The organism is Deltaproteobacteria bacterium (assembly GCA_026388545.1).
GTDB lineage: Bacteria > Desulfobacterota > Syntrophia > Syntrophales > UBA2185 > JAPLJS01.
Map to the genome: position 1 here is coordinate 1 of JAPLJS010000070.1, position 26,177 is coordinate 26,177.

20 protein-coding genes are annotated in these 26,177 nt (G+C 42.5%); 7 read left to right on the plus strand and 13 right to left on the minus strand.

Annotation, left to right across the window (positions count from 1 at the left end):
- Positions 1–300 precede the first annotated feature (300 nt).
- Positions 301–780: a lipocalin-like domain-containing protein gene (locus NTW12_07745; GenBank protein ID MCX5846234.1), complete on the plus strand. Its 480-nt coding sequence runs from the start codon at positions 301–303 to the stop codon at positions 778–780.
- A gap of 719 nt (positions 781–1,499) precedes the next feature.
- Positions 1,500–1,730, plus strand: a complete 231-nt coding sequence (locus NTW12_07750) for a hypothetical protein (GenBank protein MCX5846235.1) — start codon at positions 1,500–1,502, stop codon at positions 1,728–1,730.
- A 376-nt stretch (positions 1,731–2,106) separates the two neighbouring features.
- Here the strand turns inward: NTW12_07750 and NTW12_07755 are convergent, their stop codons facing one another.
- On the minus strand, positions 2,107–3,354 hold the full coding sequence (locus NTW12_07755) for a DUF362 domain-containing protein (GenBank protein ID MCX5846236.1): 1,248 nt from the start codon (positions 3,352–3,354) through the stop codon (positions 2,107–2,109).
- Positions 3,355–3,606: 252 nt separating this feature from the next.
- Positions 3,607–4,710, minus strand: a complete 1,104-nt coding sequence (locus NTW12_07760) for an ATP-dependent 6-phosphofructokinase (protein ID MCX5846237.1) — start codon at positions 4,708–4,710, stop codon at positions 3,607–3,609.
- Positions 4,711–5,081: 371 nt separating this feature from the next.
- Between NTW12_07760 and rpmB the strand changes: the two genes are divergently transcribed.
- Positions 5,082–5,279, plus strand: a complete 198-nt coding sequence (gene rpmB, locus NTW12_07765; GenBank protein ID MCX5846238.1) for a 50S ribosomal protein L28 — start codon at positions 5,082–5,084, stop codon at positions 5,277–5,279.
- On the opposite strand, the gene NTW12_07770 is transcribed toward rpmB, so the two are convergent.
- Together NTW12_07770 and NTW12_07775 are read right to left on the minus strand one after the other, a co-directional pair.
- Positions 5,274–6,065, minus strand: a complete 792-nt coding sequence (locus NTW12_07770; GenBank protein ID MCX5846239.1) for a hypothetical protein — start codon at positions 6,063–6,065, stop codon at positions 5,274–5,276. The genes rpmB and NTW12_07770 overlap by 6 nt on opposite strands.
- Before the next feature lie 29 nt (positions 6,066–6,094).
- On the minus strand, positions 6,095–6,529 hold the full coding sequence (locus tag NTW12_07775) for a hypothetical protein (protein ID MCX5846240.1): 435 nt from the start codon (positions 6,527–6,529) through the stop codon (positions 6,095–6,097).
- Positions 6,530–6,816: 287 nt separating this feature from the next.
- Here NTW12_07775 and recJ point away from each other — a divergent pair, with 287 nt between their 5' ends.
- Entirely contained in the window at positions 6,817–8,556 is a 1,740-nt protein-coding gene (recJ, locus tag NTW12_07780) for a single-stranded-DNA-specific exonuclease RecJ (GenBank protein ID MCX5846241.1), read from the plus strand.
- 26 nt (positions 8,557–8,582) lie between these two features.
- Here recJ and NTW12_07785 read toward each other — a convergent pair whose 3' ends face one another.
- The 9 genes from NTW12_07785 to NTW12_07825 all read right to left on the minus strand — a co-directional run bounded on the left by NTW12_07785 (position 8,583) and on the right by NTW12_07825 (position 20,046).
- Positions 8,583–9,839, minus strand: coding sequence for an AMP-binding protein (locus NTW12_07785; GenBank protein MCX5846242.1), 1,257 nt, complete (start codon positions 9,837–9,839; stop codon positions 8,583–8,585).
- Positions 9,840–9,889: 50 nt separating this feature from the next.
- The gene (locus NTW12_07790) at positions 9,890–10,693 is read right to left on the minus strand and encodes an ABC transporter ATP-binding protein (GenBank protein MCX5846243.1); all 804 of its coding nucleotides are present in this window, start codon (positions 10,691–10,693) and stop codon (positions 9,890–9,892) included.
- Positions 10,694–10,705: 12 nt separating this feature from the next.
- Positions 10,706–11,776 carry a branched-chain amino acid ABC transporter permease gene (locus NTW12_07795; protein ID MCX5846244.1) on the minus strand — a complete coding sequence of 357 codons (1,071 nt, stop codon included), beginning with the start codon at positions 11,774–11,776 and terminating at the stop codon, positions 10,706–10,708.
- A gap of 7 nt (positions 11,777–11,783) precedes the next feature.
- Entirely contained in the window at positions 11,784–12,662 is an 879-nt protein-coding gene (locus tag NTW12_07800) for a branched-chain amino acid ABC transporter permease (GenBank protein ID MCX5846245.1), read from the minus strand.
- A 10-nt stretch (positions 12,663–12,672) separates the two neighbouring features.
- A complete protein-coding gene (locus NTW12_07805; GenBank protein MCX5846246.1) occupies positions 12,673–14,613 on the minus strand; it encodes an AMP-binding protein in 1,941 nt (646 codons plus the stop codon).
- 20 nt (positions 14,614–14,633) lie between these two features.
- Positions 14,634–15,461: an ABC transporter ATP-binding protein gene (locus NTW12_07810; protein MCX5846247.1), complete on the minus strand. Its 828-nt coding sequence runs from the start codon at positions 15,459–15,461 to the stop codon at positions 14,634–14,636.
- A 12-nt stretch (positions 15,462–15,473) separates the two neighbouring features.
- On the minus strand, positions 15,474–16,679 hold the full coding sequence (locus NTW12_07815) for an ABC transporter substrate-binding protein (protein MCX5846248.1): 1,206 nt from the start codon (positions 16,677–16,679) through the stop codon (positions 15,474–15,476).
- A gap of 275 nt (positions 16,680–16,954) precedes the next feature.
- Positions 16,955–18,334, minus strand: a complete 1,380-nt coding sequence (locus tag NTW12_07820) for a sigma-54 dependent transcriptional regulator (protein ID MCX5846249.1) — start codon at positions 18,332–18,334, stop codon at positions 16,955–16,957.
- Between the two features lie 50 nt (positions 18,335–18,384).
- Positions 18,385–20,046: an ATP-binding protein gene (locus NTW12_07825; protein MCX5846250.1), complete on the minus strand. Its 1,662-nt coding sequence runs from the start codon at positions 20,044–20,046 to the stop codon at positions 18,385–18,387.
- Positions 20,047–20,424: 378 nt separating this feature from the next.
- Here NTW12_07825 and NTW12_07830 point away from each other — a divergent pair, with 378 nt between their 5' ends.
- The 3 genes from NTW12_07830 to aspS all read left to right on the plus strand — a co-directional run bounded on the left by NTW12_07830 (position 20,425) and on the right by aspS (position 26,143).
- The gene (locus NTW12_07830) at positions 20,425–22,920 is read left to right on the plus strand and encodes a DNA internalization-related competence protein ComEC/Rec2 (GenBank protein ID MCX5846251.1); all 2,496 of its coding nucleotides are present in this window, start codon (positions 20,425–20,427) and stop codon (positions 22,918–22,920) included.
- A gap of 183 nt (positions 22,921–23,103) precedes the next feature.
- Positions 23,104–24,363 (plus strand): histidine--tRNA ligase, encoded by a 1,260-nt coding sequence (gene hisS, locus NTW12_07835; protein MCX5846252.1) that lies wholly within the window; start codon positions 23,104–23,106, stop codon positions 24,361–24,363.
- Between the two features lie 4 nt (positions 24,364–24,367).
- Entirely contained in the window at positions 24,368–26,143 is a 1,776-nt protein-coding gene (aspS, locus tag NTW12_07840) for an aspartate--tRNA ligase (GenBank protein ID MCX5846253.1), read from the plus strand.
- Positions 26,144–26,177 lie beyond the last annotated feature (34 nt).

A 26,177-nucleotide genomic window follows, 5' to 3' on the forward strand; every position in this document is an offset into this window, starting at 1 on the left:
TGGATGGATTGGCATTTTTGACCATTTTTTCACCAGTCGAACCCGATTGAAAAATGGGCAATTTGAGAGGAAAAAAATAATTTAAAAAACTTGACGGTTCGAACCGTTAAGTAACTGTCGATTACCGTAACATAGGCAGCAAATAAGATCAATGCCGGAATTGATCCGGACGGAAGGTAAAGGAGGAAAAGGGGCCGGCTCTATTATCCCTGAATATGTAATTAGAACCTTCCCCTTTAAGTCTAAAAAAAATCATAAATCTTTAAAAGGAACAAAAAAAAGGAGGGCACTATGTTTAAGTTGAAATGGTTAGTTGTTTTGGTTTTGTTTCTCTTTGCAGTACCACCGAGTTATGCCGATGATCATACAAAGCTCCTCGGTACTTGGAAGTTAGTTTCCTGGGAATCGGAATTTCAAGCAACGGGTGAACGAGAACTTGTCTTGGGAAAGAGCCCTACAGGCTATTCAATCTTCACTCGTGAGGGGCGCATGATGACGGTCCTTACGGGCGAGGGGCGCACGGCACCGAAAACAGATCTGGATCGCGCTAACCTATTTAAGTCCATGTTAGCTTACACGGGTATGTTTCGTATCGAAGGAGACAAGATGATAATTAAAGTAGATGGTTCTTGGAACCCTGCATGGATGGGTACTGAACAGGTACGTTTTCTCAAGTTCGATGGTGACCGGTTCCATGTTCTCACACCATGGATGAAATCGACTCTCCGACCAGAAAAAGGAATGACGCGGGTAATTTTGACATTCGAACGGGCGAAATAGAGGAACGAGCGATTTCCCAAATGTTTCCCTAATTTCATCTGCATCATTGAGGCAAGGTGACACTGCCATCATCAAGTGTGTGAATCAAACGGATGTAGTGGACAGCTATCAGCTTTTGCTGCATCCGTAATCTTATGTTGACTTTCAACCGTAATGTTCACTTCCTGAATAAGACTCTTACTATTGACTCGTAGGTGCTGTCAGTTTGTAGCCTAATTGGAATTTGATTTGATCAGGTGTACGGACTACCGGGTGAAGGGTGCTTGGTGGACGAAGTAACCGTAGCCACCCCTTTCAATAAAAAACGGTTATGTGTAGACTCATGTACATTTCAATTTTAAGAAAACCATATTTCAGTTTGCCGGCAACCTAATTGCCTTGTTGAGTAGCCCCCGTTTTAACCGGTCATCGAGACCTTTGAAAAAACTCCCGCTTTGTCATTTCGACTGAAAGGAGAAATCCTTGTCCCGACTGAAGGGAGGGATCTTAAAGATTTCTCACATTCGTTCGGAATGACAGATGTGAGATTGCCACGGGCTATGCCCTCGCAACGACTTCGTCGGATTGTCACGTCCCACCACGGCTTCGCCTTGTGGCTTCGGCTCACTCGCTCCTTCTAAGAAACTTCCCCTCCTCCGGTGGGACGGGATCAAGGGGAAGGGGAAACGAATCATCTTCTCACCCTCCCTCTATCCCTCCCATCAAGGGAGGGAAGTTAAATGGGTGTCTCTCCCATCGAGGGAGAGGGAGTGTTAAGTTTCTTCCATCCGAAGTTACACCTACTTTACCAACGGAAACAGTGGCCCATCGGTGACTACGAAGAAGATGCAGTCCTCATCTTTGGGTACCTGGAAGGGGCCGTGGACGTCTCCGGCCGGGGCATAGAAAAACATACCTTTGCTTGTCTTCTGGCCGGTCTCAGTATCGACCAGCGCGCCCTGCACGATTAAGATGTCGTGTCCGCAGGGGTGTCCGTGTTTCGGCTCCACGTAGCCGGCCGGGAACTTAACCAGTGCAGCCGTCACGCCGGTCTTTTCGTCCATGCTGAGCAACTTGAGTGTCGCCCCGGGGGGCAGGTCGTCCGGGCATGGCGCCCAGTCCATTGTTTTAGGATCGATAACAACTGTCGGTCTCATTTCACATCCTCCTTTCGTGCTGTACTCTAACGTTTTTTACTCATAGCAGCGACTTTAGTTGTTTGCCGTACGGAAAAAGCGACTGGAGTCACTACCATGAACCCTATATTTGGGAAGGCTTCTCCCTTTACAATTCTCCGTCTACAAACGCCTGGAGGGCGTTGTCGATTTCCACCAAGACATACACAGGTTAGCACCCGGCGTAGTCCAGCACCTTGGCGCCCTTTTTCCGCAGGCGATTTAGATAATTATCAATATCCTTTTTGCTCGGCGAGGTTTTCCAGCAATCGCCGACGGTAATGAACAGGTTGTAGTCCATCGCCGGGGCGGGCACATTCCAGCCAGACAGGATGCCCACTTTCTCCACACGCTTGCCTGAGGCGGCAAAACCGTCCAGCGCGCCGCGAATCATCGCCATGCATCCCGGACAGGTACCGGTCTCGTACACGTCTATCCCCGCAACCGCCCCTGCCGGATCGCCGACGGGGCGCTTGAAATACCGGCGCACTTCCTCTATGCGCGTTCCCACAACCTTGATCTCCTCGGGGAACCTGGCCTTGCCCACGCCTTCGTGATGGGCGATGCGGACAGCGGGAACCTCGAAAGGGTCAATACCCATCACCAGGCAGGCCACCGCATCCACGGCCACTGCATCCTTGCTGGCGATGACGCAGTTCATGTCTACCCGCTTACCGGCGTGTGGGCCTTGCCCCTCCATGCCGATGATGCCGTCCAGGATGGTGAAATGGGGCGGCAGGACCTTGTGCAGGTCCACCATTTTTTGTCCCAGGTCGCTTCGGTGTGAGCCTTCCATCGCGGAATGATGGCTGCCAAAGGGCGTAGAACCGTCCCAGACGACCACCCCGTTCCAGTTCTTGAGAGCCATCGTCACATAGCCCTCGATGTGGGTCTTCATCTTCGGTACGTCCACAAGCACGTCTGCCTCGGCCAGCGCCTTGAAGACGCGGGCTTTCTTGATTGCCTTGCCCGCCGGGACGTCCAGCTCGACCAGCTCCGTCTCGTCCAGGTAGACTACTTCGTCAATACCACCGCGCCGCGCCGCTGCTTCCAGGCCGGTTTTCTCTAAGGCCTTCCGTGAGCCGCCCAGGATTTTACCCAAAGAAGGGCTGTCGCCCATCCTCAGGTAGCAATCGGGTACCTCCCGCTTGATAACCCGGCAGAGGGCCTCCATGAAACGGGGGTCTATCGAGGCGTAATTGGTCGGCGGGACATTGGCAAAACAGTTGGGCTTGAGGAAGACCCGTTGCCCCGGACGGATGACCTTTTTCACTCCGCCCGCGCTCAGCCTAAAGGCTTCCGCGATCATCTCTTCGATAGCAGCTACTGACTTGGGGGGATAGGCGAGAACGTCCTGATCGGTACCCTTGGCCCCTGGCAAAAGATCTCGGTGAATTAAAGCTACTGTGCTTTTCTTCATTTTGCACCTCCATTTCGGGATCGCCTGATTAAATGGATAGGTTTGTCTTAAGGGATTAGTGAATAGTATTGGGATCTGTCTTGTATGTCAACATATTTTCACCGCAATATGGTTATGTTTTGTTTCAATGTCATTGACTTTAGGAAAAATGTCACCCTCCCCTCAATCCCCTCCCATCAAGGGAGGGGAAATAGAGGTTATTGATACATAGGTGAAAGCTCAAAAATCACTAACCCATGAAAAGTTTAATCTCTACAGGATTGATCTTCGGCCATTATACCTTTCCGTGTCGTAATACTTATTCACATCAACCAGCTTTAGTTTGTTGATGATCTCTTTCAGAGGAACACTGGTAATTTCACCCCTAACAAGACTCACCATGCGCCCGAAATCTTCATTGACAATCATATCGACAGCGGCAATGCCAAACCATCTGGCCATCAAACGGTCATGTGCAGATGGCGTTCCGCCTCGCTGTAAATGACTCAAGACGAGAGATCGTGATTCAAAACCTGTTCTTATTTCAATTTCATTCGCAACATAACTCGCTATACCCCCAAGGGTAGTATGGCCGAAGTCATCAACTTTATTGTCTCTGAGGAATTCCTGCTTTCCCGAGAGTTTTGCCCCTTCAGAAGCTACAATAATTGAATAGTGTATTTCCCGTCCCTTCCGCTCACGAAGAAGTTCACACACCTCATCCATATCAAAAGGGTATTCAGGTATCAAAATAATATAAGCGCCGCTGCATTCACCTCCGTGAAGCGCAAGCCACCCCGCATGGCGCCCCATCGTTTCAACGACAAAGATACGGCTGTGAGAACCCGCAGTTGTTCGTAAACGATCAATTTCCTCTGTGATCACATTAACTGCCGTATCATAACCGAGTGAATATTCAGTTCCTGTAAGGTCATTGTCGATTGTCTTCGGAATCCCTACCGTCTTTACACCTAACTTATGCAATTTATACGCAACACCGAGGGTATCTTCTCCGCCCAGTACGGCAACAACATCAATCCCAAGTTTTTTAATGTTTTCAATTAACCTTTCAGAGCGGTCATTTATCGGATTAAACGGATTGGTACGCGACGTTCCCAAGTTTGTTCCACCATAGCGATCCCATGTTCGAACTGTCTCTTCATCAAGATGTTTAAGGTATCGATCACAGCTTTTGGGATCGTCCGGATCGATATCTACTAATCCCTTCCAGCCTTCGACAACACCTACAACCTCGAAGGAAACGGAACGTTTCTGCACGAGTTTAGGATCAAGAGCGCTTTTTGTCACCCATTTTATCGCACCATTCAAACCGGGACAATCTCCTCCACCTGTTAAAATGGCTATCTTCGTTTTCATAATTTCTAACCTCAGAAGTATTAAGAACTCGTAATAAGTCGAAAGCCCTGTCACTCAGGTCCCCGCCTTCGTGGGGATAAACTGCGGTGGGAGTCTAGAACTATTTAACATTACTGGATTCCCGCTTTCGCGGGAATGACAAATAGAGACGAAATCTGGCTTTTTACGAAACCGTCAATATTATCCTTACATTAATGGAGAATAATACTAATCTTTAAAATTTTCAATATTAGTTTCAAAATTGTGATAATAATACGCAGCACAAAGCAGGTCACGGGAGATACACACATTATCAGGTGTATAAAAAAACACTTGCAAATTTTACCATGATGTTTTAGTTAGCAGCCCACACTATTCATTGGAGATAAAATATGTCGAGAATCTGCGAGGTATGCGGCAAAAAGCCGGTTGTTGGTAACAACGTAAGCCATGCCAATAATAGATCAAAAAGAACCTGGTATCCTAATTTGCAGAAGCTGCGTTGTGTAGACAAAAAAACAGGGGCAATAAAACGTACAAAGGTTTGTACGAGGTGTATACGTTCTGGTTTTGTGAAGAAGGCGCTATAACGGATTGATAAAGCCGGAGTCTCTTATAGCCTGAAATGTTGGATATATAAATTCTTTATAATCACTGACTAAAGCCATTCCTTGAAGCATAAGATCTCTTATTCCCGTCCTGGTATGAACATCGTTCTTATCAAGGCCGAATTTGTCGATATATAAACAGATTCGGCCTTCCATATTCATGAAACTGTTTATTCTTTCGAGCGAACATGCAGCAAGACCCTGCTGCATGGCTTCAATGATGACTGCCCTCTCAATTCCATAGAGCCATTCCAGTGTGCGGCTGAACCCGGTAATCTTGTAGCCAACAGTGTGGTTCAGTGCCTCGTAAAAAAGACTTACCAGGTCGTGGGCCTCATGCTTCTCATAGAGAACTAAATCGAACGCCATTTCAATGATAATATGTGCTCTGTATGCCGTCTGACTGTAACTTACTTCATTTCCGATGCTTTTATGAAAATCATGGACAGGTTGGATCAACTGTCTGCCCTTTACGTACGAATATCCATCAGAGTCCGGGATAAAATCATTGCCTAATCTATCACCTATTTTCCCATAATGTGCAATATCATCGGTAAGGAGATGAAAATGGACGAACGAAGCCTTTTTGTGCCCTGAAGGCAGTATTCGAAATCTCGATATACCGTGGGTTAACTCGGGTGTGATTGATTTATGGAAACAAAGAATATCAGGAGCTATATTATACGTGAAGAGGTCAAGGTTATCCTCATTTAAACCACCTGCGCCAAGAAATTCTTTCAGAACCCATGTGTGGGTAATCATTAACATGAACGATTCCTAACATATGCAGGAGCTTCTTACCCTCGTTTCTGACTTCCGCTGATGATAACCTTCTTAAGATCTAACAGCTTTATTTGGAATGTCCCGTACTTTGTAAGGCCGTAAGCCCTGTGATCTTTATTCAAAACAAGCTCGATGGTATTGCCGTCGTTAAGTTTTATGAGGCCGCTCATTCTACCTTCGTTCAGGCGAAAAACGATGTTATTTATATTGTCAAAGGAGATCGTATATTTTCCATCTCCCCTATTCCCCGCTATAAATGTCCCTCCCTCGATGCTGATATCCCTGCATTCGGTAATAACATCCATTTGGTCGATAAAAGTAGCGGTAAATTTTTTAACCGGTACGGGTATCTTATCAGGCGAAATTTCCCCCGACCGAGAACCCATGCTGAGTAAAAAAGGTAAAACACATAAAATAATTAAGAGAATGAAACGAAGTGATTTATTCATAATGTCTCCTTTATGCAGAACATATCGAGTACTGATAGAGAAAGATTCCCGAGGAAAGCAGTATATTAATTTCTGCTATTTGACTATCATTTTATGAGTTAAATATCAAGGGAGAAAACGGGAGCTTAAAATCGTCTTTCCTGCCAATTGTCAAATGAGTTTAAGATGTTATTCTTACTGCGATCATTCTTTTCTTGACATAGTGACGTATATTGATATTATTAAAATAATTTGAATTAACGCATGATGTATATCAAATTTCCGGATGAGCAGAGATTGTATCAACTATGAAGGCGACAAGTCTACCTACAACGAACTGGAAGATGTTAGAGGGCAGTAGGGACATACAGGATATTCTGGTCAAAGAACTGCAGATTCACCAGATTGTTTCCCGTATATTGACGAGCCGCCATATCCTGACCACTGATGAAGCGAATAGATACCTGTTCCCCTCCTTGAATGATCTGCACAATCCTCTCTTAATGAAAGACATGCAAAAGGGTGTTCAGCGTCTGATTAGAGCGATTTGTGATCGGGAAAAAGTTGTCATTTACGGTGATTATGATGCCGATGGTGTGACATCCGTCGTTGTTCTTTTAAAGTTTCTCAGGGATATCGACCACACTGTGTCATATTACATTCCTGATCGAATTAAGGAGGGATATGGCCTTAACACACCCGCAATTGACGGTATGAAGGCCGACAATGTCAAGCTTATTATTACTGTAGATTGCGGAGTTTCCGATCACGAGCAGATAGCTTATGCACGATCGATCGGCATAGATACTATCATATTAGATCATCACGAAGTTCCCAACATTCTCCCGGACGCCGTCGCGATAATCGATCCGAATCGCAAGGAATGCACATTCCTCTTTAAACATCTTGCCGCCGTGGGCATTGTTTTTAATTTTATTATTGCTTTGAGAGGAAAACTGCGGAAAGACGGTTTCTGGGAAAACAGAAAATATCCGAACCTCAAAGAATATTTAGACCTTGTTGCCCTTGGAACCATAGGCGATATCTGTCCGCTAACCGATGAAAACAGAATATTTACAAAGATCGGTCTTGATCTGATAACAGAAAGCAAGAGAGTGGGGCTCCGGGCCTTAAAGGAAATTTGCGGCTTAGAAAATCAGGTTATTGACTCCGGCAAAGCATCCTTCTGTCTGATTCCGAGGATTAATGCTGCAGGACGTGTTGCATCTGCAAGTGAAGCAGTTGAACTTCTCTTAACCGACGACATTGAAGAGGCCAGGAGGATAGCTCATAATCTTGAAATTTATAATCGTAGAAGACAGGCGATGGAAAAGGCCATCCTCAATGAAATACTTGGCGAAATAGAAGGAACGTTGGATACGGAAAAGGTCAGATCGCTTGTGTTTGCATCGGAAAAATGGCACCCGGGCGTAATCGGCATTGTAGCTTCAAAACTTGTTGATCGATATTACAGGCCTACTATTTTGATAAGTCTGAAAGATGGTATCGGCAAGGGCTCAGGGAGAAGCATTGCTGATTTTAATATCTATCAGGGTTTGAAACAATGCGAATCTTTGCTGTTATCTTATGGAGGACACCGTTACGCTGCCGGGATATCTATCAAAGAAGAAGATATCAAAGAATTCTCAAGCATGCTTGAGGGAATTATCAGTAAGGAAATAACTGTTTTGGATTTTGTTTCCCAAACCAACATTGACGCCATGTGTAATCTCAACGAAATAAACCATGAACTAATATCTCAGATCGGAAGACTTGCCCCCTTCGGCAGTGGTAATCCTGAACCTGTTCTCTGTGTAAAAAACATAAATGTCACTTCCCCCTATGTGGTAGGCAATAACCACTTGTCGATGCGTATAACCGGAGACGGTATAACCTACAATTCCATCTGGTTCAATAAAGGTCATCTTATTCGCTTGCTGACCGGATCTAATCTGGATATCGTCTTTACGCCTCATATTAACAGCTGGAACGGGGCTTCCGACATCCAGCTGAAGATGAAAGACATTTCCGTGCCCGTCAATTTATAAAAACCATCTGGTATACGGTAGTATATTTATTTCCATTCACGTTGGTCGACAATCAATCTATCATCTTCTTTTAACGTGCCTGGATTCAACAATTCCATACGATCGATCTTTACCGTACATACATCTTTAAAGAATTTCCTGAAGTCATCTTCCAGGGATACCGTATTTATTGATGTCTCTTTCGACTCCAGTCGCACCGTTAAAATATCTTCATGAGAAGTTCTGGTGACGAGGATCTGAAATTTTACATTGTCGAATTTTTCTCTAATTTTATGTAACTGACTCGGTGCTATGAAAAGTCCCCTGACTTTCACTGCATCACCCACCCGCCCGGCGATGCCGTCCAAACGATATGATGTCCTCCCGCAGGGACAGGGAGCTTCTATTATCCTTGAAAGGTCGCCTGTTCCGAACCGAAAAAGAAAATAAATAGTATTAAAACGAGTTACCACAACTTCTCCCAACGCCCCTGATGGCGCCTTTTTCCCCGTGGCCGGATCAACAATTTCCACGAGAACTTCCTCACAGATATGCCAGCCTTTCTTTTCTCTACACTCAAAAGACACATCTCCTACCTCGGTTGCTCCGTACATCTGATAGGTATCAATAGTATATTCCTGCTCAAATCTTTCTCTCAATGATGGAGCAAGGGGTTCGGCGGCGAAACACGCACGTCTTACCCTAAAGTCTTTTTTAAAATTGTACCCCATTTCCTCGGCTTTATTTATAATGGCAAGTAAGAAACTGGGGGTACCTGTGTAAGCGGTTACTTCCAAATCGCGAATCAATTGAACCTGGAGTTGTGAACTTGAAGTTCCCGATGGAATGACCGTTGCACCGACACGCCTTAACCCTCCATGAAAGGTTAGACCGGCAGCAACCATATGATAGGAAAAGGCGTTGAGGACTACGTCGCCTTTTCCGATCCCGGCGGCTTGATATGCCCTTGCCCATAGATGATCGTTTTCGGAGAGGTGAGGTTCATATACAGGACCCGGAGAAATAAATATTCTATCAATTTCTGCTTCTGCGTTATTCAGTCCTCCGTAGGGTGGTTCGGACATTTCAAGTTCGATTAACTTTTCCCTCGAAATTATGGGAAGCCGCTCATAATCAACCAAGGTACTAACTTTAGAATAATCGAGCTGCAGATTTTCAAACATCTTTCTTATACGACTGGATTTATGGTAACCTGCCGTAATCATATCTGTTATTTGTAATGCCTTCCGGCTTTCCCTTTCTTCCGTAGGCATACATTCTTTATGATCATAATAATTTGTCATATTCATTCACCATTAGAGTTTACAGAGTCAATTTATAAATATTCCATAAATTAAAGCCATCGTTTTCGACGTCGATATGACTTAACATCTTTATACGATTTGAACGTTCCCGAAGCCCCCATACCCAGGTAAAATTCTTTTATATCAGGATTCTCAACAAGATTTTTTGCAGTACCTTCCATAACGATCTTGCCATTTTCCATAACATACCCGTAATCAGAAATCTGCAGGGCCATATTGGCATTCTGTTCGACGAGAATAATACTTGTTTTCTGTTCTTCGTTAATCTTTTTTATGATCTGGAATATTTCCTTAACAATCATGGGAGCAAGTCCCAGAGATGGTTCATCTAAAAGCAAAAGTTCCGGGTGAGCCATCAAAGCCCTCCCCATTACAATCATTTGAAGTTCTCCACCGCTGCAATACCCCGCCAGCATTTTCCTTCTTTTTAATATGGCAGGAAAATAATGATATACCATTTCAAGGTCTTTTTTATATGGTTTCCCCCATCGAATCGCTGTTCCCACAATAAGGTTTTCTTCAACAGTTAAATATTTGAAAGGCTGGCGTCCTTCCAGAACCTGGATTATTCCCTTACGCGTAATGATCTCCGGAGCCTGATTCTGAATCTGCGCTCCTTCATACATGATTGTCCCTTCCGTCACTTTGCCATTTTCGGGTTTAAGCAGTCCTGATATGGCTTTTAGCGTCGTTGATTTGCCGGCTCCGTTACTTCCCAAAAGAGAAACAATGCGTTTCTTATTAACGGTAAGGGATACTCCCTTAAGAACCTGAATAACATCAGAATACACAACGGAAATATTGTTGATATCAAGTATGGTGGTATCAGTCATTCAATAAAACCTTTAATAGGGAAATGGCCATAACCTGAAATTGGAACGGATAATACGCCATACCTCTGCAAGTCCGCGCGGTTCAAAGAGAATAAATATGACAATAGCCAGTCCAAAGAAGAATTCTCTCAGTGGCGCTACATTCAAGCCGGATGTTGTAAAGATTCCCATGTTCATAACTATATCTGTAAGCCAGCGTAAAATTTCATTCAAAAATGTTATGAAGCATGCACCGAAAATGGAACCGGTAATGCTTCCCAGGCCGCCGATGATTACCATAGCGATGTATTCGACGGAGAGCCCCAGGTTGAATGGTTCCGTTGTAATACTGACCATATAATATGCCCAAAGTGCACCGGCAAAGCCGGCATAAAACGAACTGATTCCAAAGGAGAGGAGCTTATATCTGAATATGGGAATTCCCATACCCTCCGCAGCCCTGTCATTGTCTCTAATTGCAATAAAGGCTCTGCCATACTTTGTTCGCATGAGGTTTACCGCAATCCAGATCATTACCACAAGACATAGAGAGATAATAAAAAAGAAGCTTCGATCACTGGCCAACTCGAATCCAAAGATAGAAGGCCTCGGAAGGGTAATTCCCATAGTACCTTTTGTCAGACTTTCCCAGTGAATGAGAACATATTCGATGATAATCTGGCCTGCAAGGGTTGCAATGGTAAGGTATAATCCTTTGAGGCGCCCTGAGGGGATACCAAAAATCATACCTACCAATGCGGAGATCAGGCCGGCAATTGGCAGGTTAAGAAGAAAAGGTATGTTTGCCGACGTCGCGAGTATTGCGGCAGCATAAGCCCCGACTCCAATAAAGGCACCGTGACCAAGTGATATCTGTCCTGTATATCCAATAAGGATATTCAAGCCGATCGCCGCAATAGATGCTATCCCTATCATGTTAAGCACATGAAGAAAATAAGGACTGATCATGAGCGGGACAATAACAAAAAGGAAGGCAATGCCGATCTTCGACCAGAGTCTGCCAAAATCAGTTTCAAAGATGGTTATTTCCTGCTCGTATTTTTCCTTATAATTACCGCAGGGGTGGAACTGAAATTTTTTCATTTTTACCTTACACCCTTTCAATTTCCACCAGACCAAAGAGCCCGTAGGGTTTTACCATAAGTATGAATACGAGTATAATATACGGTACAACATCTCGGAGTGATGTCGAAATATAACCTCCGGTGAATGTTTCAAGAAGCCCTATAATGAGTCCGCCGATAATGGCGCCACCGATGCTGTCCAGTCCGCCAAGGATAACCACAGGGAATACCTTGAGGCCGATGGCACTGAGATCATGCACGTTAATGCCGTTTATAATACCTAAGACTATGCCGCTCATGCCGGCAACGAGAGCTGCAATCGCCCACGATAGAGCAAAGACCTTCTGGACATGAACTCCCAGAGAGAGGGCCGCTTTTTGATTATCCGCTACAGATCTCATAAATATCCCCTGTGACGAATACTTAAAGAAAACTCCAAAAAGTATGAGAAAGATCAAACCTATGATGAAAGCTGCCGTATAAACTGGAGGTATATTAATCATATTCCACTGAATGCTTAAAAATTCCGGTAGAAAGTCAGGATAGGTATGCAAATTACCCCCCCACACAAGAAGCATTACACCTTTGAACATTGAAGCGAGTCCCACCGTCAACATGATCACAAAGATAAGCGGTTCACCAATAAGAGGACGTAAAAAGAAGCGCTCAATGAAAAATCCTAGGATAAAACAACCCGCAAGGGTCACAAGGAAGGCAACAGCTATCGGCAATTGTGCCCATGTTACCATGGCGAGAAAGAAGAAGGCGCCCAGGGCCAGCAATTCACCATGGGCAAAATTGAGGACACTGGAAGATTTAAAAATCATGACAAAGCCCATGGCGGAAAGTCCATATAAAAATCCTATGCTTATACCATTTATTAAAAGTTGAAGAAAAAAATTCATATGCTATCCCTTAACTGACGTTAATAATTCTCACTGTTGTTTCAATTTCACCAATCTGCCCGTCCCGATACTGAACTTTTGTTTTGATGTTAACGTCTTGCTTTCCTGTGTACATCCCCTCAATAAGTTTGAGATAAAGGCCATAAATAAATCTCCTGCGTACTTTACCGGTTCTCGTCAGCTCTTCATCATCAGCGTCAAGGAGTTTATAGAGCAATATAAATTTTCGGATCTTCATGAGGTCCGGCAAATTGCTGTTTACTTTCTTGACTTCATTAAGTATCAGTTCTTCAATAGCCGTCTGTTGGGACAGGTCTATATATGTCGTATAGGGTATCATACGCTCTTCCGCCCAGTTTCCTACATTACCCATGTCTATATTGATGAGAGCGGTAATATAGGGACGCCCCTCACCAAACATGACAGCCTCCTTAATGTAAAGACTGAACTTGAGACGCGTCTCGATAAAATCCGGTGAAAAGGCTTCTCCCTCTTTGTTTTTAATAATATCACCCTTTCGCCCGATAATTATAAGGTGACCATTTTTGTCTATATAACCTGCGTCGCCGGTCTTGAGCCATCCGCTGTCAAAGGCCTCTTCCGTTGCTTTGAAATCGTTATAGTATCCGACAAAGTTTGAATCACTTTGTACAAGAACTTCCTGATCATCTGCAATCTTCACAAGAGTCCTCGGCAAAGGTTTCCCCACGGACTCTAGCTGTACTTCGCCGTCGGGCTGAACCTGGAATATTCCACCTGCCTCGGTTAGACCGTAACACTGTTTAAGATTCAATCCAATTGCGCGAAAAAAATGAATAACATCAGGACTTATCGGATGTCCGCCTGTGAAGGCGCTTTGAAAACCGGCACATCCTACTCTATCGAGCAATGGTCTATAAATTATGGCAGAGGCGATGCGATAAAGTAAATTTAAATAACCGGGAATAGATTCTTTCCTTGACTGAAGTTCTACAACTTTTTTTCCAATATCGATTGAAAAAGCAAAGAGGTTACGATTGATAAAACCGGCGGCGTCCATTTTTACCATAATTCGCGATGCCAGGTCTTCCCAGAATCGGGATGATGTGATGATAATTGATGGTCCGATTTCTCGAAAGTCATCAGTGATTGTGTCAGGCATTTCGGGAAAATTCATGGTCATTCCGCCTAAAAGTGCCGTACCGACACCCCACATCTGATCTACAATCCATGCAGGCGGAGATATTGATATCCAGTTTTCTCCTGCGTTTAGGTGAAGAGCCTCTATCCACTTTCCGGACATTTCAGTAATGTTTCTATGAGAAAGCATTGCAAGTTTGGAAATCCCCGTCGTCCCGGAGGTCTGTATCATTATGGCTACATTATCCCTCCTGCCTTTCCGCACTTCCTCAAGGAACAATTCGGGGTTTTCACGGTCACGATTTTCTCCGAGGGCCAAAAGATCAGAAAAACTAAGAATCCATGGATTCTCTTTGTAGGTCCTCATCCCTGTAGGATCAATATAAATAACCCGACGAATATGAGGCAGTTTTATACGGACATCAAGTAACTTGTCTACCTGTTCCTGATCCTGAGCTACGACATAGGTCGACTTGATTCGACTGAGGGCACTACACAATTCTTCGGCAACAGAAGATGTAAATAAATTGAGGCATATCCCGCCCATCGACTGACAGCCGATTTCGCTAAAGAGCCATTCCGGAACGTTGTTTGTGATGATGCCGACATTTTCCCCTCTTTTAAGTCCGATGGCATTTAAACCGAGTCCCGTTTTTTTCACATAAGCATGGTATTCCAGCCAGTCATATTTTTGCCAGATTCCATAAGCCTTTTCTCGAATAGCTGTCCCTTCTGAACCAAATCTCTCCGCTTGCTTCAACAAAATCTGTGGTAAGGTGTATTGTGTATAAGATGAGAGTATTTCTTCGTCACTAAGTTTATTATTAACCACCGGAAGCACCTAGCTTATTTTTAGACACTGACTGTATCGCCGAGATACGCCTTTATTACCTCCGGATGGTTTCTAATTTCATCCGGGTTACCCTCAGCAAGCTTCTCTCCAAAATTAAGAACAACAATTCGCTGGGAGATGCTCATCACTATGGACATATCATGTTCTACCAGAATCATTGTCTGCCCCCATGCCTGGTTCATCTCGGTTAAAAAACGGACCATGTCTTCCTTTTCTTCGAGATTCATGCCTGCAAACGGTTCATCTAAGATCAGAAGTTTTGGCTCAAGGGCAAGTGCACGACCTAGTTCAACCCTTTTCATCAAACCGTACGGCAATGATTTTACCATCTTCTTTCTGATAGCTTGGATTTCAAGGAAATCAATCAGTTCTTCCAGGACACGGCGGTGATGAATTTCCTCTTTCCGTATCGACGGTGAAAAAAGACATGCCGGAATAATTCCATATTTGCAGTGATTATGGCGCGCCAGAAGCATATTGGATAAAACGGTCATGCCGGGAAAGAGCTCAATATTTTGAAAGGTTCTTCCAATACCTACCCGGACAAGATGGTGTGGGGGTAAATGTGTTATATCCTTTCCGTTAAACAGAATGCGTCCCTTTTGCGGTACATAAAAACCCGTTATACAATTTAATAGACTCGTCTTACCGGCTCCATTCGGCCCGATAATCGCCACCAGTTCACCTGTGTGCACGGAGATATCAATATCATTCAGCGCTTTAACGCCGCCAAAACTCAAGGAAAGGTTCCTGACCTCAAGCTCGGCAACATTCTCTTCCGGATTCCTGGAAATAAATATGCTCGGCTTTCCCCGATATGCTTTCATAATCTAACTTTATTACTTCAATAATTTAATCTTTTCCTCTAAGGGATTATAAAAGTTTGTCAGAGGTGTGAAAGAACCGTCTTCTCCGACTTTCACAATTCTGGCCTTAAATGAGGCACTATGATCGCTTGTTGTATAGGTAATATTTGGAACGATACCACCGAAGTCTTCGTTATTGAAGGATTCCATGGCCTTGTTAATTGTTTCTTTGTTAATTTCCTTATAGTTTTGTTGTGCCTGAACAAATGCTCTTTCCATAATCATAGCAACTACAACACCCTCCCAGTATGAGGCATCAAACTTGTCAACAGTTTTATAGCGCTGCCATAGTTCTTCCATGATCTTGATGCCTGAGCTTTTATCTGCTGGTAAACCGCCAGGAAATTGGATGCGCAGCCGATCTCTGATCAACCCTTTGCCAAGTTTAAAAAAATCAGGATCAGTTGATGTCCATGTTCCAAAAAATGCGGGGCTATAATTAATACGGTCTGCACTCTTGAAAGCCGTTATAATCGCGGCAGGAAGCATCTGCATGACTATATATTCCGCACCGCTTTTTTGTAAACGAAGTAATTCCGTTGTCAAATCAACAGTCTTCGGTGGAAACTCTTCTATCGCCACGATATTGATATTAATTTTTTTTGCGTATTCTTTGCAAGGCTGGTGTATAGAACGGCCATATGCATTGTTATAGGTCAAAAGGCCTACTTTTGGTACATCTTTTCCCTTGTGGATTGTACGTATGTATTCGAGAATCGCATAACTGTCCATTCGATAGCTTCCAAAGGGCAGATACATGTAACTTACGGGTGGTTCAAGGATCTCCCAGCTTGTGGAGTAATTAATAGTAGGTATCTTGTATTGCTGAACAATCGGCTTTGCTGCCAATCCTTCACCAGCCCCCCAGGTCGCAATCATATCAACTTGATCCTGGATGGCAAATTTTCTTACCGCAGCCTCAGCCTCCTGGACCTTGTATCCGGTATCAACGAGAATCATTTCAATCTTTTTTCCTCCGACGCCCCCTTTAACCTCGTTTACGTAACGAAAATAATCCTGCTGACCCTTGGCATGAAACTGCCCCCAGGTTGAAGCTGGACCGGTCAAATTTATGGCCGCACCAACTTTGATTGTCTTTGGTTTTACATCTGAAGTACTACAAGAACATAGTAACCCCACCAGAACCGCAAAAGTAATTCTTTGACAATATTTGTTCATTTCTTCCTCCCACAGAAAATAAAAAAGGCCCTGGAAAATCCACGGCCTCTGATAAAATAAACCGTGGACAGATCATCGGTCTGCCCACGGCTCTATTAACTGTTTCTGGTCATGAGCGCGGCAGGCAGACCCCACTAAAAAAGCTAAAATAAGCAAATAATCTTTCTACCTGATTGCATATCATGACTGTCATTTTTCTCTATCCCTACGCACTTCCTGTGCGTTGTCATATAAATCCAAACCTCAATTATGTCAAGAAATATTCTTTTTGAATTTCAGTTTATGCCAAGTTTTTCAATCCGGTAACGCAATGAATCAAAGCTAACCCGAAGAATCTCAGCAGCCTTCGTCTTAGATCCATTAGCGTTTCTTAAAGCCTCTTCTATTAGATGCTTTTCATACTTTGCGACTTCTTCATTCAAGTTCACACCTTCTTGAGGAATTGACCATACAGGTATGTCAACATCCGCAAACGTACTTACCTCTTTGAGATTCCCTGACATATAAAGGTTCTCTGGCAGGATAATATTCGATGTCTCAAGGGCAATACTACGTTCAATGATATTTTCTAGTTCTCTGACATTTCCGGGAAATGGATACTTCATGAGAAGCTCCATTGCATAGGAAGAGATTGTTTTAATCTCTTTTCCAAATTCCCTTGAACACTTTTCAATAAAATGCTTTGTTAAGATGGGTATGTCCTCTTTTCTTTCTCTCAAGGGTGGAATGTGAATCGGTATGACATTGAGGCGAAAATATAAGTCCTCCCTGAAGGAACCATCTTTGACTTTTTCTTCCAGATTCTTGTTGGTGGCAGAGATGATTCTGACATCGACTTTTTTTTCTTCTGCCCCACCTACCCTTCTGAATGTCTTTTCCTGAACAACTCTAAGAAGTTTTACTTGAAGTAGTGGAGGTAAGTCTCCAATCTCATCCAGAAATATAGTCCCTCCACGTGCAATCTCAAAAAGACCGGGTTTATCGCTATAGGCGCCTGTAAATGCACCTTTCACATAACCAAATAATTCACTTTCAAGGAGACTTTCCGGGACACCCCCACAGTTAATTACTTCAAACGGCATGTTTTTTCTTTGGCTATTTTCATGAATGGCTTTTGCAACAAGTTCCTTGCCTGTTCCACTCTCACCGAGGATGAGAACGTTAGTCGGTGTTTCAGCCACTTTTTTAATAATCGAATATAATTTAAGCATTCCTTTGCTTTTTCCGATCATATTTCCATAGGAAACAGCATACTCTACTTCTTTGATAAATAACGCATCACTTTCCCTGACACCTTTTTTATCAAGGGCATTACTTATGATTGATTTTAGTTCTTCTATATCAACGCCCTTCTCGATATAGTCGTATGCCCCTTCTTTCATAGCAGACACCGCCGTTTCAGGAGACGCATAGGCAGTAATTAATATTACCATTGTTTCCGGACAGACATCCTTGACTGATTTCAGAAACTCAATGCCATCAACTTTAGGCATCTTCAAATCGGTAAGTATGAGATCAAAGTGCTCTTTTTTACAGCGGCTCAGAGCTTTCGTTGCGTCATTTGCAACGGTCACATCATACCCCTCTTTCGTCAGCATGATTTCAAGAAATTCTCTTATCCCTTGATCATCATCCACTACGAGAATCTTAGCCATTGTTATTTCCCTTCTTTAAAAACTGATCAAATCAATATACCAACATCGTCTTAGTTTAAGGGTAATGTTAATGAGAAGGTTGTTCCTCTTTCGATATTGCTTTCAATTTTGGTAGTTCCGGCGTATCCTTCAACAAGTTTGTTCACGATTGCAAGACCGAGACCTGTTCCTCTCTCTTTTGTTGTAAAGAACGGTTCAAATATTTTGTTCAGATACTTTTCATCTATCCCGTACCCAGTGTCGCTTATTCGTATCTCAAGATGTTCATTTGAACCATCGTAAGATAAGATTTTTTTCGTTTCAATAGATAGAATTCCCCCTTCCGGCATAGCCTGAACAGAATTAAGTATCAGATTCCAAACAATTGCTCGGATTTCTGCCCTATTTGCATAAACAGTCAGATTATCGGATAGCGAAAGAGACACTGTAATGTTATCATTCCAGTCAGGAACATAATGAACGGATTCAACAACGTCTTCAATAATTTCTCTGATTATAATGGTTTGCTGATTTCCCTGTATTGGTCTTGCGAGCAGCAGAAAATCCTTTATAATATTTTCGAGCTGATCCTTACCCCTGAGAATTATCTGCATCAGTCTCTCGTCTATGGCACTAAGACTAATATCCTGCCTGAGGACTTGAATTGATCCGCTGATGGATGCAAGAGGATTTCTCATTTCATGTGCAAGACCCGCTGCCATTTCTCCGATAATGGCGAGTCTTTTGTTTTTTTCGAGGGCTTCTTCCATTTTCATTATGGATGTAAGGTCCTGAAAAATTAAAATGTTACCGATCCGTTTATCTTTATTATCCTTGAGAAGTGATACTGAACAACCAAGTATCAGATTTTTATTTCCTTTGCTTGTGAACTCCAAATTATATCTGTTTTTTATTAAACTTTTATAATCTTCTTGTGAAGTTTTTTCCTTTATATGTACAAAGTCGGGAAATATTTCAACAACATTTCTATTTTCTACCTCAGCAAAGGTCAATCCCGAAATCTCTTCCGCAGCCCTGTTAAAAGATTTAATCTTACCCTGGAGATTGATTGTCATAATACCCGTATCAACTGATTCAATAATACTCCTGTGGAGCAAATCAAGTTGATCAAAGGCGGTTTCTTTCTCGGCAAGAAGTATTCTTGCTTTCCTCTCTTTTTCAACTACAAAGCTGGCAAGCAAGGCAATTATATAAAAAGAGAGAATATGGATGAAAATCCGCGTAAAGACATACCCAGCACCAGAATCATAATCATGAACGGCTATAGCGTATATTGGATGGATAATGTTATAGTATTCCAAATCAATCAATAAACCATAGAAAATGCTGGAAGCAGAGGCAATGATTAGTCCCCCTCCTTTTTCTAAAAACAAAACCGAGTATATAATAACCAATGGATAAAAAACCGAATATATACTTCTGATACCACCTGTGACGTATACAAGGGCGGTTATTAAGACCACATCACAGAGTGTCTGGATGTATATGTTCAGTTTAGTATTTTTTATGAACTTCAGAAGAAGTAGATAAACGAGTGAAAGGAAGTAGGTAAGTGCAAAAATGATATAAAAAAATGTAATTGATATTTCTGGAAGTATTTCTGTTCTTTGAATATTTAAAACCGTTGTAATACCAAAAAGAAAGGTAACGATTGCAACCCTCGATAAAATTAATGTATTAATTCTCCTATCAACACCTTCTTCCTGCAACAATTGATTACTCATTGTATCTCAATGCCTGCTTGGTTCTTCATTTTAAAAAAACGTTTTCGATATGCAAAATAAAGAGTATGAACACCCTGTTTACTATATATATCATGTCTGGTATGGTATAGCATTATGAAAAATTAATCTAACAAATATAATATGTTCATAGACATTACAAATATTTTGAGACATAGTAATAGTGACAGTTTGACAAATATTTATTTACTTGGAATGAAAATTTTATTTCCTTTTATAATTGAATCGGCAGCGACCGCTAAACCCCAAAGCGTGCGTCCGGGTTAACGGACAAATGCGATTAATAATTTCCATAAGGATCGAAAATTTCCCCCAGCAGTCTGCGGGGAGCTTCAATGAACACATGCCATGGAGCGACCATTAATTCCTCTTCTTGTTGCCTTTATTGTGGGCATTGCTATTGGTAATTTTTATCGAGTTGCCGACCTGCCGTTACTTACATCTCTCCTCGTTGCCTTAATACTCCTCCTTTTAGCATCATTAAAAAAATCTGAAAAAATGATGGTGATACTTCTTATTGTATCTTCTTCATTCCTTGGCATTCTTAACATTAATATTTATCTCTATCAGGATCACGGATCAAATCACATTTCTCATTATATCAGTAAAGAGAGGGTAACTGTTGAAGGGGTGATTTGTGAAAATCCTCAGATATCGCCTGATCGTACAGAATTAACTGTTACAACAGGCAGGATCATTAAGGATGATGCTGATATAAGGGTTATGGGTCTTGTACTGCTCTCAGTCGAAACCAAGCAGGAATTTAAATATGGGGATTTTGTGCGATTTAAGACCAGGCTTAAAGCACCGCACAGCTTCCGGAATCCCGGCGGCTTTGATTATGAAAAGCATCTCAGATACAAAGGAATCATGGTACGCGGGTTTATTAAAGATTCCTCCGGAATTGTCATTTTGAGAGAAAATCAGGGGAATATTTTCAAAACACATCTCGAACGATTAAGGGAGAAGATAAAAAATTTCATTATGGAAAATTCCCCGTCACCGGAAAGAGAAATTATTCAGGCCATGATCCTGGGAGATCAAAAGGAAATCCCCAAAGATGTAATGGAAAATTTTAACAAAACCGGCACAACGCATATTATCGCAATTTCCGGATTTAACATAGGTATCATTGCTTTCCTGTCATTTTTTGCCATAAGATTAATCATGAAATCCTCCACGTATCTTCTTTTGAGGTTCAATATCATCAAAGTCTCCACTGTTTTTGGAATTATACCAGTGATCATTTATACCTTCATTGCCGGTCTGGGTATTTCCGTGGTTCGTGCCTCTATCATGGCGGTAACCTTCATGATAGCGATTATTATGGATAAGGGGAGAGACCTCTACAACAGTCTGGCTCTGGCAGCATTGATTATACTCGTTATCTCTCCCTATTCACTCTTTGATATTTCTTTTCAGCTTTCATTTATGGCAGTATGGGCAATCCTTTTCATCACACCGAGACTGCGCATGATGCTCCCCGAAGGCGTTACCGAAGCAATACCAAACAACACAGTATGGGTGAAAATATTTTATAAAAATATCCTTATTTTCATTATCGTGTCATTGAGTGCAACTCTTGGGACCTTGCCGCTAATTGTTTTTTATTTTAACAGAGTATCAACCATAGTCCTCCTGTCAAATTTAATCGTTGTCCCCATAATGGGCATTATGGCCATTCCTGTATGTATGGCTATTATCGTTGCCGCTCCGTTATCACATACACTGGCTTTAATCTTTTTAAACATTTCAACTTTTCTCGTCCGGATTTCAATTTCACTGGTTGATTTCTTTGCCTCACTTCCTGGTTCATCTTATTTTGTGAGTACGCCTACATTATTAGAAATTGCTGCCTACTATTTTTTTCTTATAGCCGCTATTAAGCTTATTGATTTCCGGAAAAAGAAAAAAAACGACGATTCTGAGAGCAAAAGTACTTTCGGTCCTCAATGGTACCGAATTACACTCGCAACTCTAACAGTTTTTTTCATAATTGATGCAATATATTTATATGCAAGCGTTAACAACAATGAAAAGCTGAACGTTACCTTCATCGATGTCGGACAGGGAAGCTCCACACTGGTTACATTGCCGGGGGGTAAAAAGATACTTATCGATGGCGGTGGGACATATGAAAATGTTTTTGATATCGGGAAGTATGTTATCGCCCCGTTTCTCTGGCATGAAAGGATAAAATGTATCGATATCGTCGTGCTTACCCATCCCCATCCCGATCATCTCAATGGGTTGATCTATATTCTGTCACATTTCGATGTTAAAGAGGTCTGGACAAACGGCGAGGATTCAGAAACCGAGACTTATAAAGATTTCGTGAAGATGATCAATGAAAAGAATATAGCCCACAGGCTGGTATCGGAAAAGTCCGGCGAAATAAAAATCAATAATACTACGATCAACATATTAAATCCCCCGAATCCGGTTGATTTAAAGAAGGACCTCCTTCCCCGGAAGTTCGACAGAACAAATAATGATGCCATTGTCATGAATTTAACAATCGAGAATGTGAGTATCCTCTTGCCGGGAGACATATCGGAACCATCGGAGACCCGGCTTATCAAATCAGGTAAAAATATCAAAAGTCATATCATGCTTGTCCCCCATCATGGTGGATTCACTTCCAGCACAATACCTTTCCTTAATAGAGTACAACCATCAATTGCCGTGATCAGCTGCGGCAGAGACAACGTCTATAATGATCCTCACCCTGATGTTCTTAAAAGGTACTTAATGCTCGGAACAAAGATATTGAGAACTGATATAAACGGCGCCATCAACATAACAACAGATGGTAAAAAAATAGCGTATAATGTCTTCAGATAAGAACTTCTTGAATAGATTTACCCCTGTCAACATAAATAGAAAAACAATATTTTCTTGCACTTCAATGCTTTATGTGTTATCGCTCTCCCCCTTATTAAATAACAAAAACTGCTGCAAGGGAAAAAATCAACAGGCACAATCGCTGTGACGAGCAATTTAAATTAGTGGCGAATACTTATGAAAATTATCACCGCAATCAGGGGATTTAAAGATATACTCCCTAAAGAAACGGGAAAGTGGCAATACATCGAGGAATTAGCGCGAGAAATATTCTCTAATTTCGGTTTTCGTGAAATAAGGGTGCCAATCCTCGAAAAAACCGATCTCTTTAGAAGAAGTATCGGAGAATCCACTGATATCGTTGAAAAGGAGATGTATACGTTTCCTGATCGTGGCGACGAATATCTGACTCTCCGTCCTGAGGCAACCGCTTCTGTTATACGTGCATATCTGGAACATGCCATGTATGCTACTGATCCAGTGGCAAAACTTTTCACAATCGGTCCTATGTTCAGACGTGAAAGACCGCAAAAAGGCAGATACAGGCAGTTTCACCAGATTAATGTCGAACTCATCGGCATCGACGATCCTCGTGCAGACGCCGAAGTAATTCTCATGCTCATCCAATTTCTGAAGCGCATGCAGCTTTCTCATCTAAAGCTACAAATTAATTCTCTCGGATGTACTGAATGCCGCCCTTCGTTTAAAAAATCATTAACCGTTTTTTTACAGGGAAAAGAAGAGGGTCTTTGCGAAGATTGCCGGCGTCGCGTCAGTACAAATCCTCTGAGGGTTTTTGATTGCAAAATGATACATTGCGGCGAGATAATTGAGAGAGCGCCAAGGCTGCTTACCTTTCTATGTCCTGAATGCGAGGATCATTTCGCAAAGGTAAAGGAATCCCTGGATACTTTCGCTATATCCTATGAAATAAATACCAAGATGGTTCGTGGCCTGGATTACTACACAAAAACAACCTTTGAAGTAGTGATGGAACATCTTGGAGCCCAGAATGCCGTCGTCGGCGGCGGTCGATACGACGGCCTTGTAAAAGATCTTGGCGGACCGGATCTCCCTGGAATAGGATTTGCGATTGGATGTGAACGGCTGATTTCAATTTCACCTATTAAGGATGAGGATTTTTTGGTACCCCCCCACATCTTCATCGCTGCCCTCGGTAATAAGGCACAAAAATTAGCCTTTGCGATATGCAACCGACTCCGTATAAACGGATTTCAAGCGGAAATGGATTATTCGGGGAAAAGCCTTAAAAGTCAGATGAACAGAGCGGACAAACTCAAATGTCACTATACGCTTATCTTAGGCGAAAAGGAAATTATAGAAAATAAGGCTGAATTGAGGGATATGAAAAAAGGAACACAAGAAAACGTGGGCCTTGATTGTCTGGAAGAAACAATTATAAAAAAAGCAAATGGGAGTTAAAATCTTGTCTGAATTTTTAACAGTGAAGAAAAGAACACATTATTGCGGAGATATTGCTGCATCCAATGTTGGTGAAGATGTAATCCTGATGGGATGGGTACACCGGAGACGGGATCATGGGGGTGTTATCTTTGTTGACCTGCGGGATCGTGAAGGACTTGCCCAGATCGTATTTAATCCCGACACTAATCCTGATTGCCACACTGAAGCTCATAAAATCAGAAGCGAATTTGTTCTTGCCGTAAGCGGCAAGGTTCAAAGAAGACCTGAAGGAATGGAAAATCCTCACTTAAAAAGCGGTGATATTGAAATTTTGGTTAATACGTTCGAAATTCTTAATGAATCAAAGACGCCACCTTTTGTACTGAATGAGAATGTGGAGGTCTCCGAGAACGTACGTCTGAAGTACCGATACCTCGATCTGAGACGGCCGGTAATACAGAAAAACCTTATTCTCAGAAGCAATGTCGCAGCGCAAACCCGGCAATATTTTCAAAAGGAAGGATTCATTGAAGTTGAAACACCCTTTCTAACAAAAAGTACACCTGAAGGTGCACGTGATTATCTCGTTCCGAGCCGGATTAATCAGGGGATGTTCTATGCCCTCCCCCAGTCACCACAGCTGTTCAAGCAGTTATTGATGGTATCGGGCTTTGACAAATACTATCAGATTGTCAAATGTTTCCGGGATGAGGACCTGAGGGCAGATCGCCAGCCTGAGTTTACGCAGATTGACGTTGAAATGTCATTTATTACCGAAGAAGATATTTATCGAATTATTGAAGGTCTCATCGTTCATTTATTCGGAACCTGTCTTAACATAGAATTGAAGACCCCATTTCCCAGGATATCCTATTCGAATGCTATTGAACGGTACGGTAAGGACAACCCTGATGTCCGCTTCACCCTTGAATTGAGAGATCTTACGGATATTGTCAGAAACTCCAATTTTAAGGTGTTTCAGGAAGTTGCAAGCAGTGGAGGAATAGTGAAAGCCATTAAAATTGAAGACGGAAAACGCCTCACTCGGAAGGACCTCGACGGTCTTACCGATTACGTCAGTGATTATGGCGCCAAAGGCCTTGCATGGGCCAGGATAAATCCTGACGGATGGACTTCGCCCATCTTCAAGTTTCTTAAGCATTCCGAAGTTGAACAGATTAACAGGAAAATGGAATCAAGTGATGGAGATGTTATCGTTTTTCTGGCTGACTCTCCTTCGGTTGTTCACGATGCCCTGGGTAATCTCAGAATGCACCTGGCAAAAAAGTTAAACTTGATTAAACCGGAGCAATTTTCGTTTACATGGGTAAATGAATTTCCTCTCTTCGAATATAGCGATGCCGAAAAAAGATATGTATCCATGCATCATCCTTTCACATCTCCTGTTTTAGCAGATATTCCATTACTTGCAACTGATCCCGGCAAAGTCAGAGCCAGGGCTTACGATCTTGTTCTCAACGGAACTGAGATAGGCGGAGGGAGCATCCGTATCCATCGCCAGACTATCCAATCCATGATTTTTAAAACTCTGGGGCTTACAGAGCAGGAATCAAGGATGAAGTTTGGATTTCTCCTTGATGCCCTTGAGTACGGTACTCCCCCACACGGAGGTCTCGCTATCGGCTTTGACAGGCTCATTATGATAATGGCCGGTGTCGATTCCATTAGAGACGTTATTGCATTTCCAAAAACACAGAAGGCGACATGCCTTCTTACCGATGCGCCATCGGAGGTAAGCATAGAGCAACTGATGGAACTCTCCCTGAAAGTTGTCTGATACTTATCTGTAATTTTCTATTGACAAACAAGAC

Bases quoted from the DNA above. Each gene is read 5' to 3' on its own strand.
- NTW12_07750 (MCX5846235.1), top strand. From the start codon at position 1,500: ATGGGTGTCTCTCCCATCGAGGGAGAGGGAGTGTTAAGTTTCTTCCAT.
- NTW12_07755 (MCX5846236.1), bottom strand. From the start codon at position 3,354: ATGAAGAAAAGCACAGTAGCTTTAATTCACCGAGATCTTTTGCCAGGG.
- NTW12_07760 (MCX5846237.1), bottom strand. From the start codon at position 4,710: ATGAAAACGAAGATAGCCATTTTAACAGGTGGAGGAGATTGTCCCGGT.
- rpmB (MCX5846238.1), top strand. From the start codon at position 5,082: ATGTCGAGAATCTGCGAGGTATGCGGCAAAAAGCCGGTTGTTGGTAAC.
- NTW12_07770 (MCX5846239.1), bottom strand. From the start codon at position 6,065: ATGTTAATGATTACCCACACATGGGTTCTGAAAGAATTTCTTGGCGCA.
- NTW12_07775 (MCX5846240.1), bottom strand. From the start codon at position 6,529: ATGAATAAATCACTTCGTTTCATTCTCTTAATTATTTTATGTGTTTTA.
- recJ (MCX5846241.1), top strand. From the start codon at position 6,817: ATGAAGGCGACAAGTCTACCTACAACGAACTGGAAGATGTTAGAGGGC.
- NTW12_07785 (MCX5846242.1), bottom strand. From the start codon at position 9,839: ATGACAAATTATTATGATCATAAAGAATGTATGCCTACGGAAGAAAGG.
- NTW12_07790 (MCX5846243.1), bottom strand. From the start codon at position 10,693: ATGACTGATACCACCATACTTGATATCAACAATATTTCCGTTGTGTAT.
- NTW12_07795 (MCX5846244.1), bottom strand. From the start codon at position 11,776: ATGAAAAAATTTCAGTTCCACCCCTGCGGTAATTATAAGGAAAAATAC.
- NTW12_07800 (MCX5846245.1), bottom strand. From the start codon at position 12,662: ATGAATTTTTTTCTTCAACTTTTAATAAATGGTATAAGCATAGGATTT.
- NTW12_07810 (MCX5846247.1), bottom strand. From the start codon at position 15,461: ATGAAAGCATATCGGGGAAAGCCGAGCATATTTATTTCCAGGAATCCG.
- NTW12_07815 (MCX5846248.1), bottom strand. From the start codon at position 16,679: ATGAACAAATATTGTCAAAGAATTACTTTTGCGGTTCTGGTGGGGTTA.
- NTW12_07820 (MCX5846249.1), bottom strand. From the start codon at position 18,334: ATGGCTAAGATTCTCGTAGTGGATGATGATCAAGGGATAAGAGAATTT.
- NTW12_07830 (MCX5846251.1), top strand. From the start codon at position 20,425: ATGGAGCGACCATTAATTCCTCTTCTTGTTGCCTTTATTGTGGGCATT.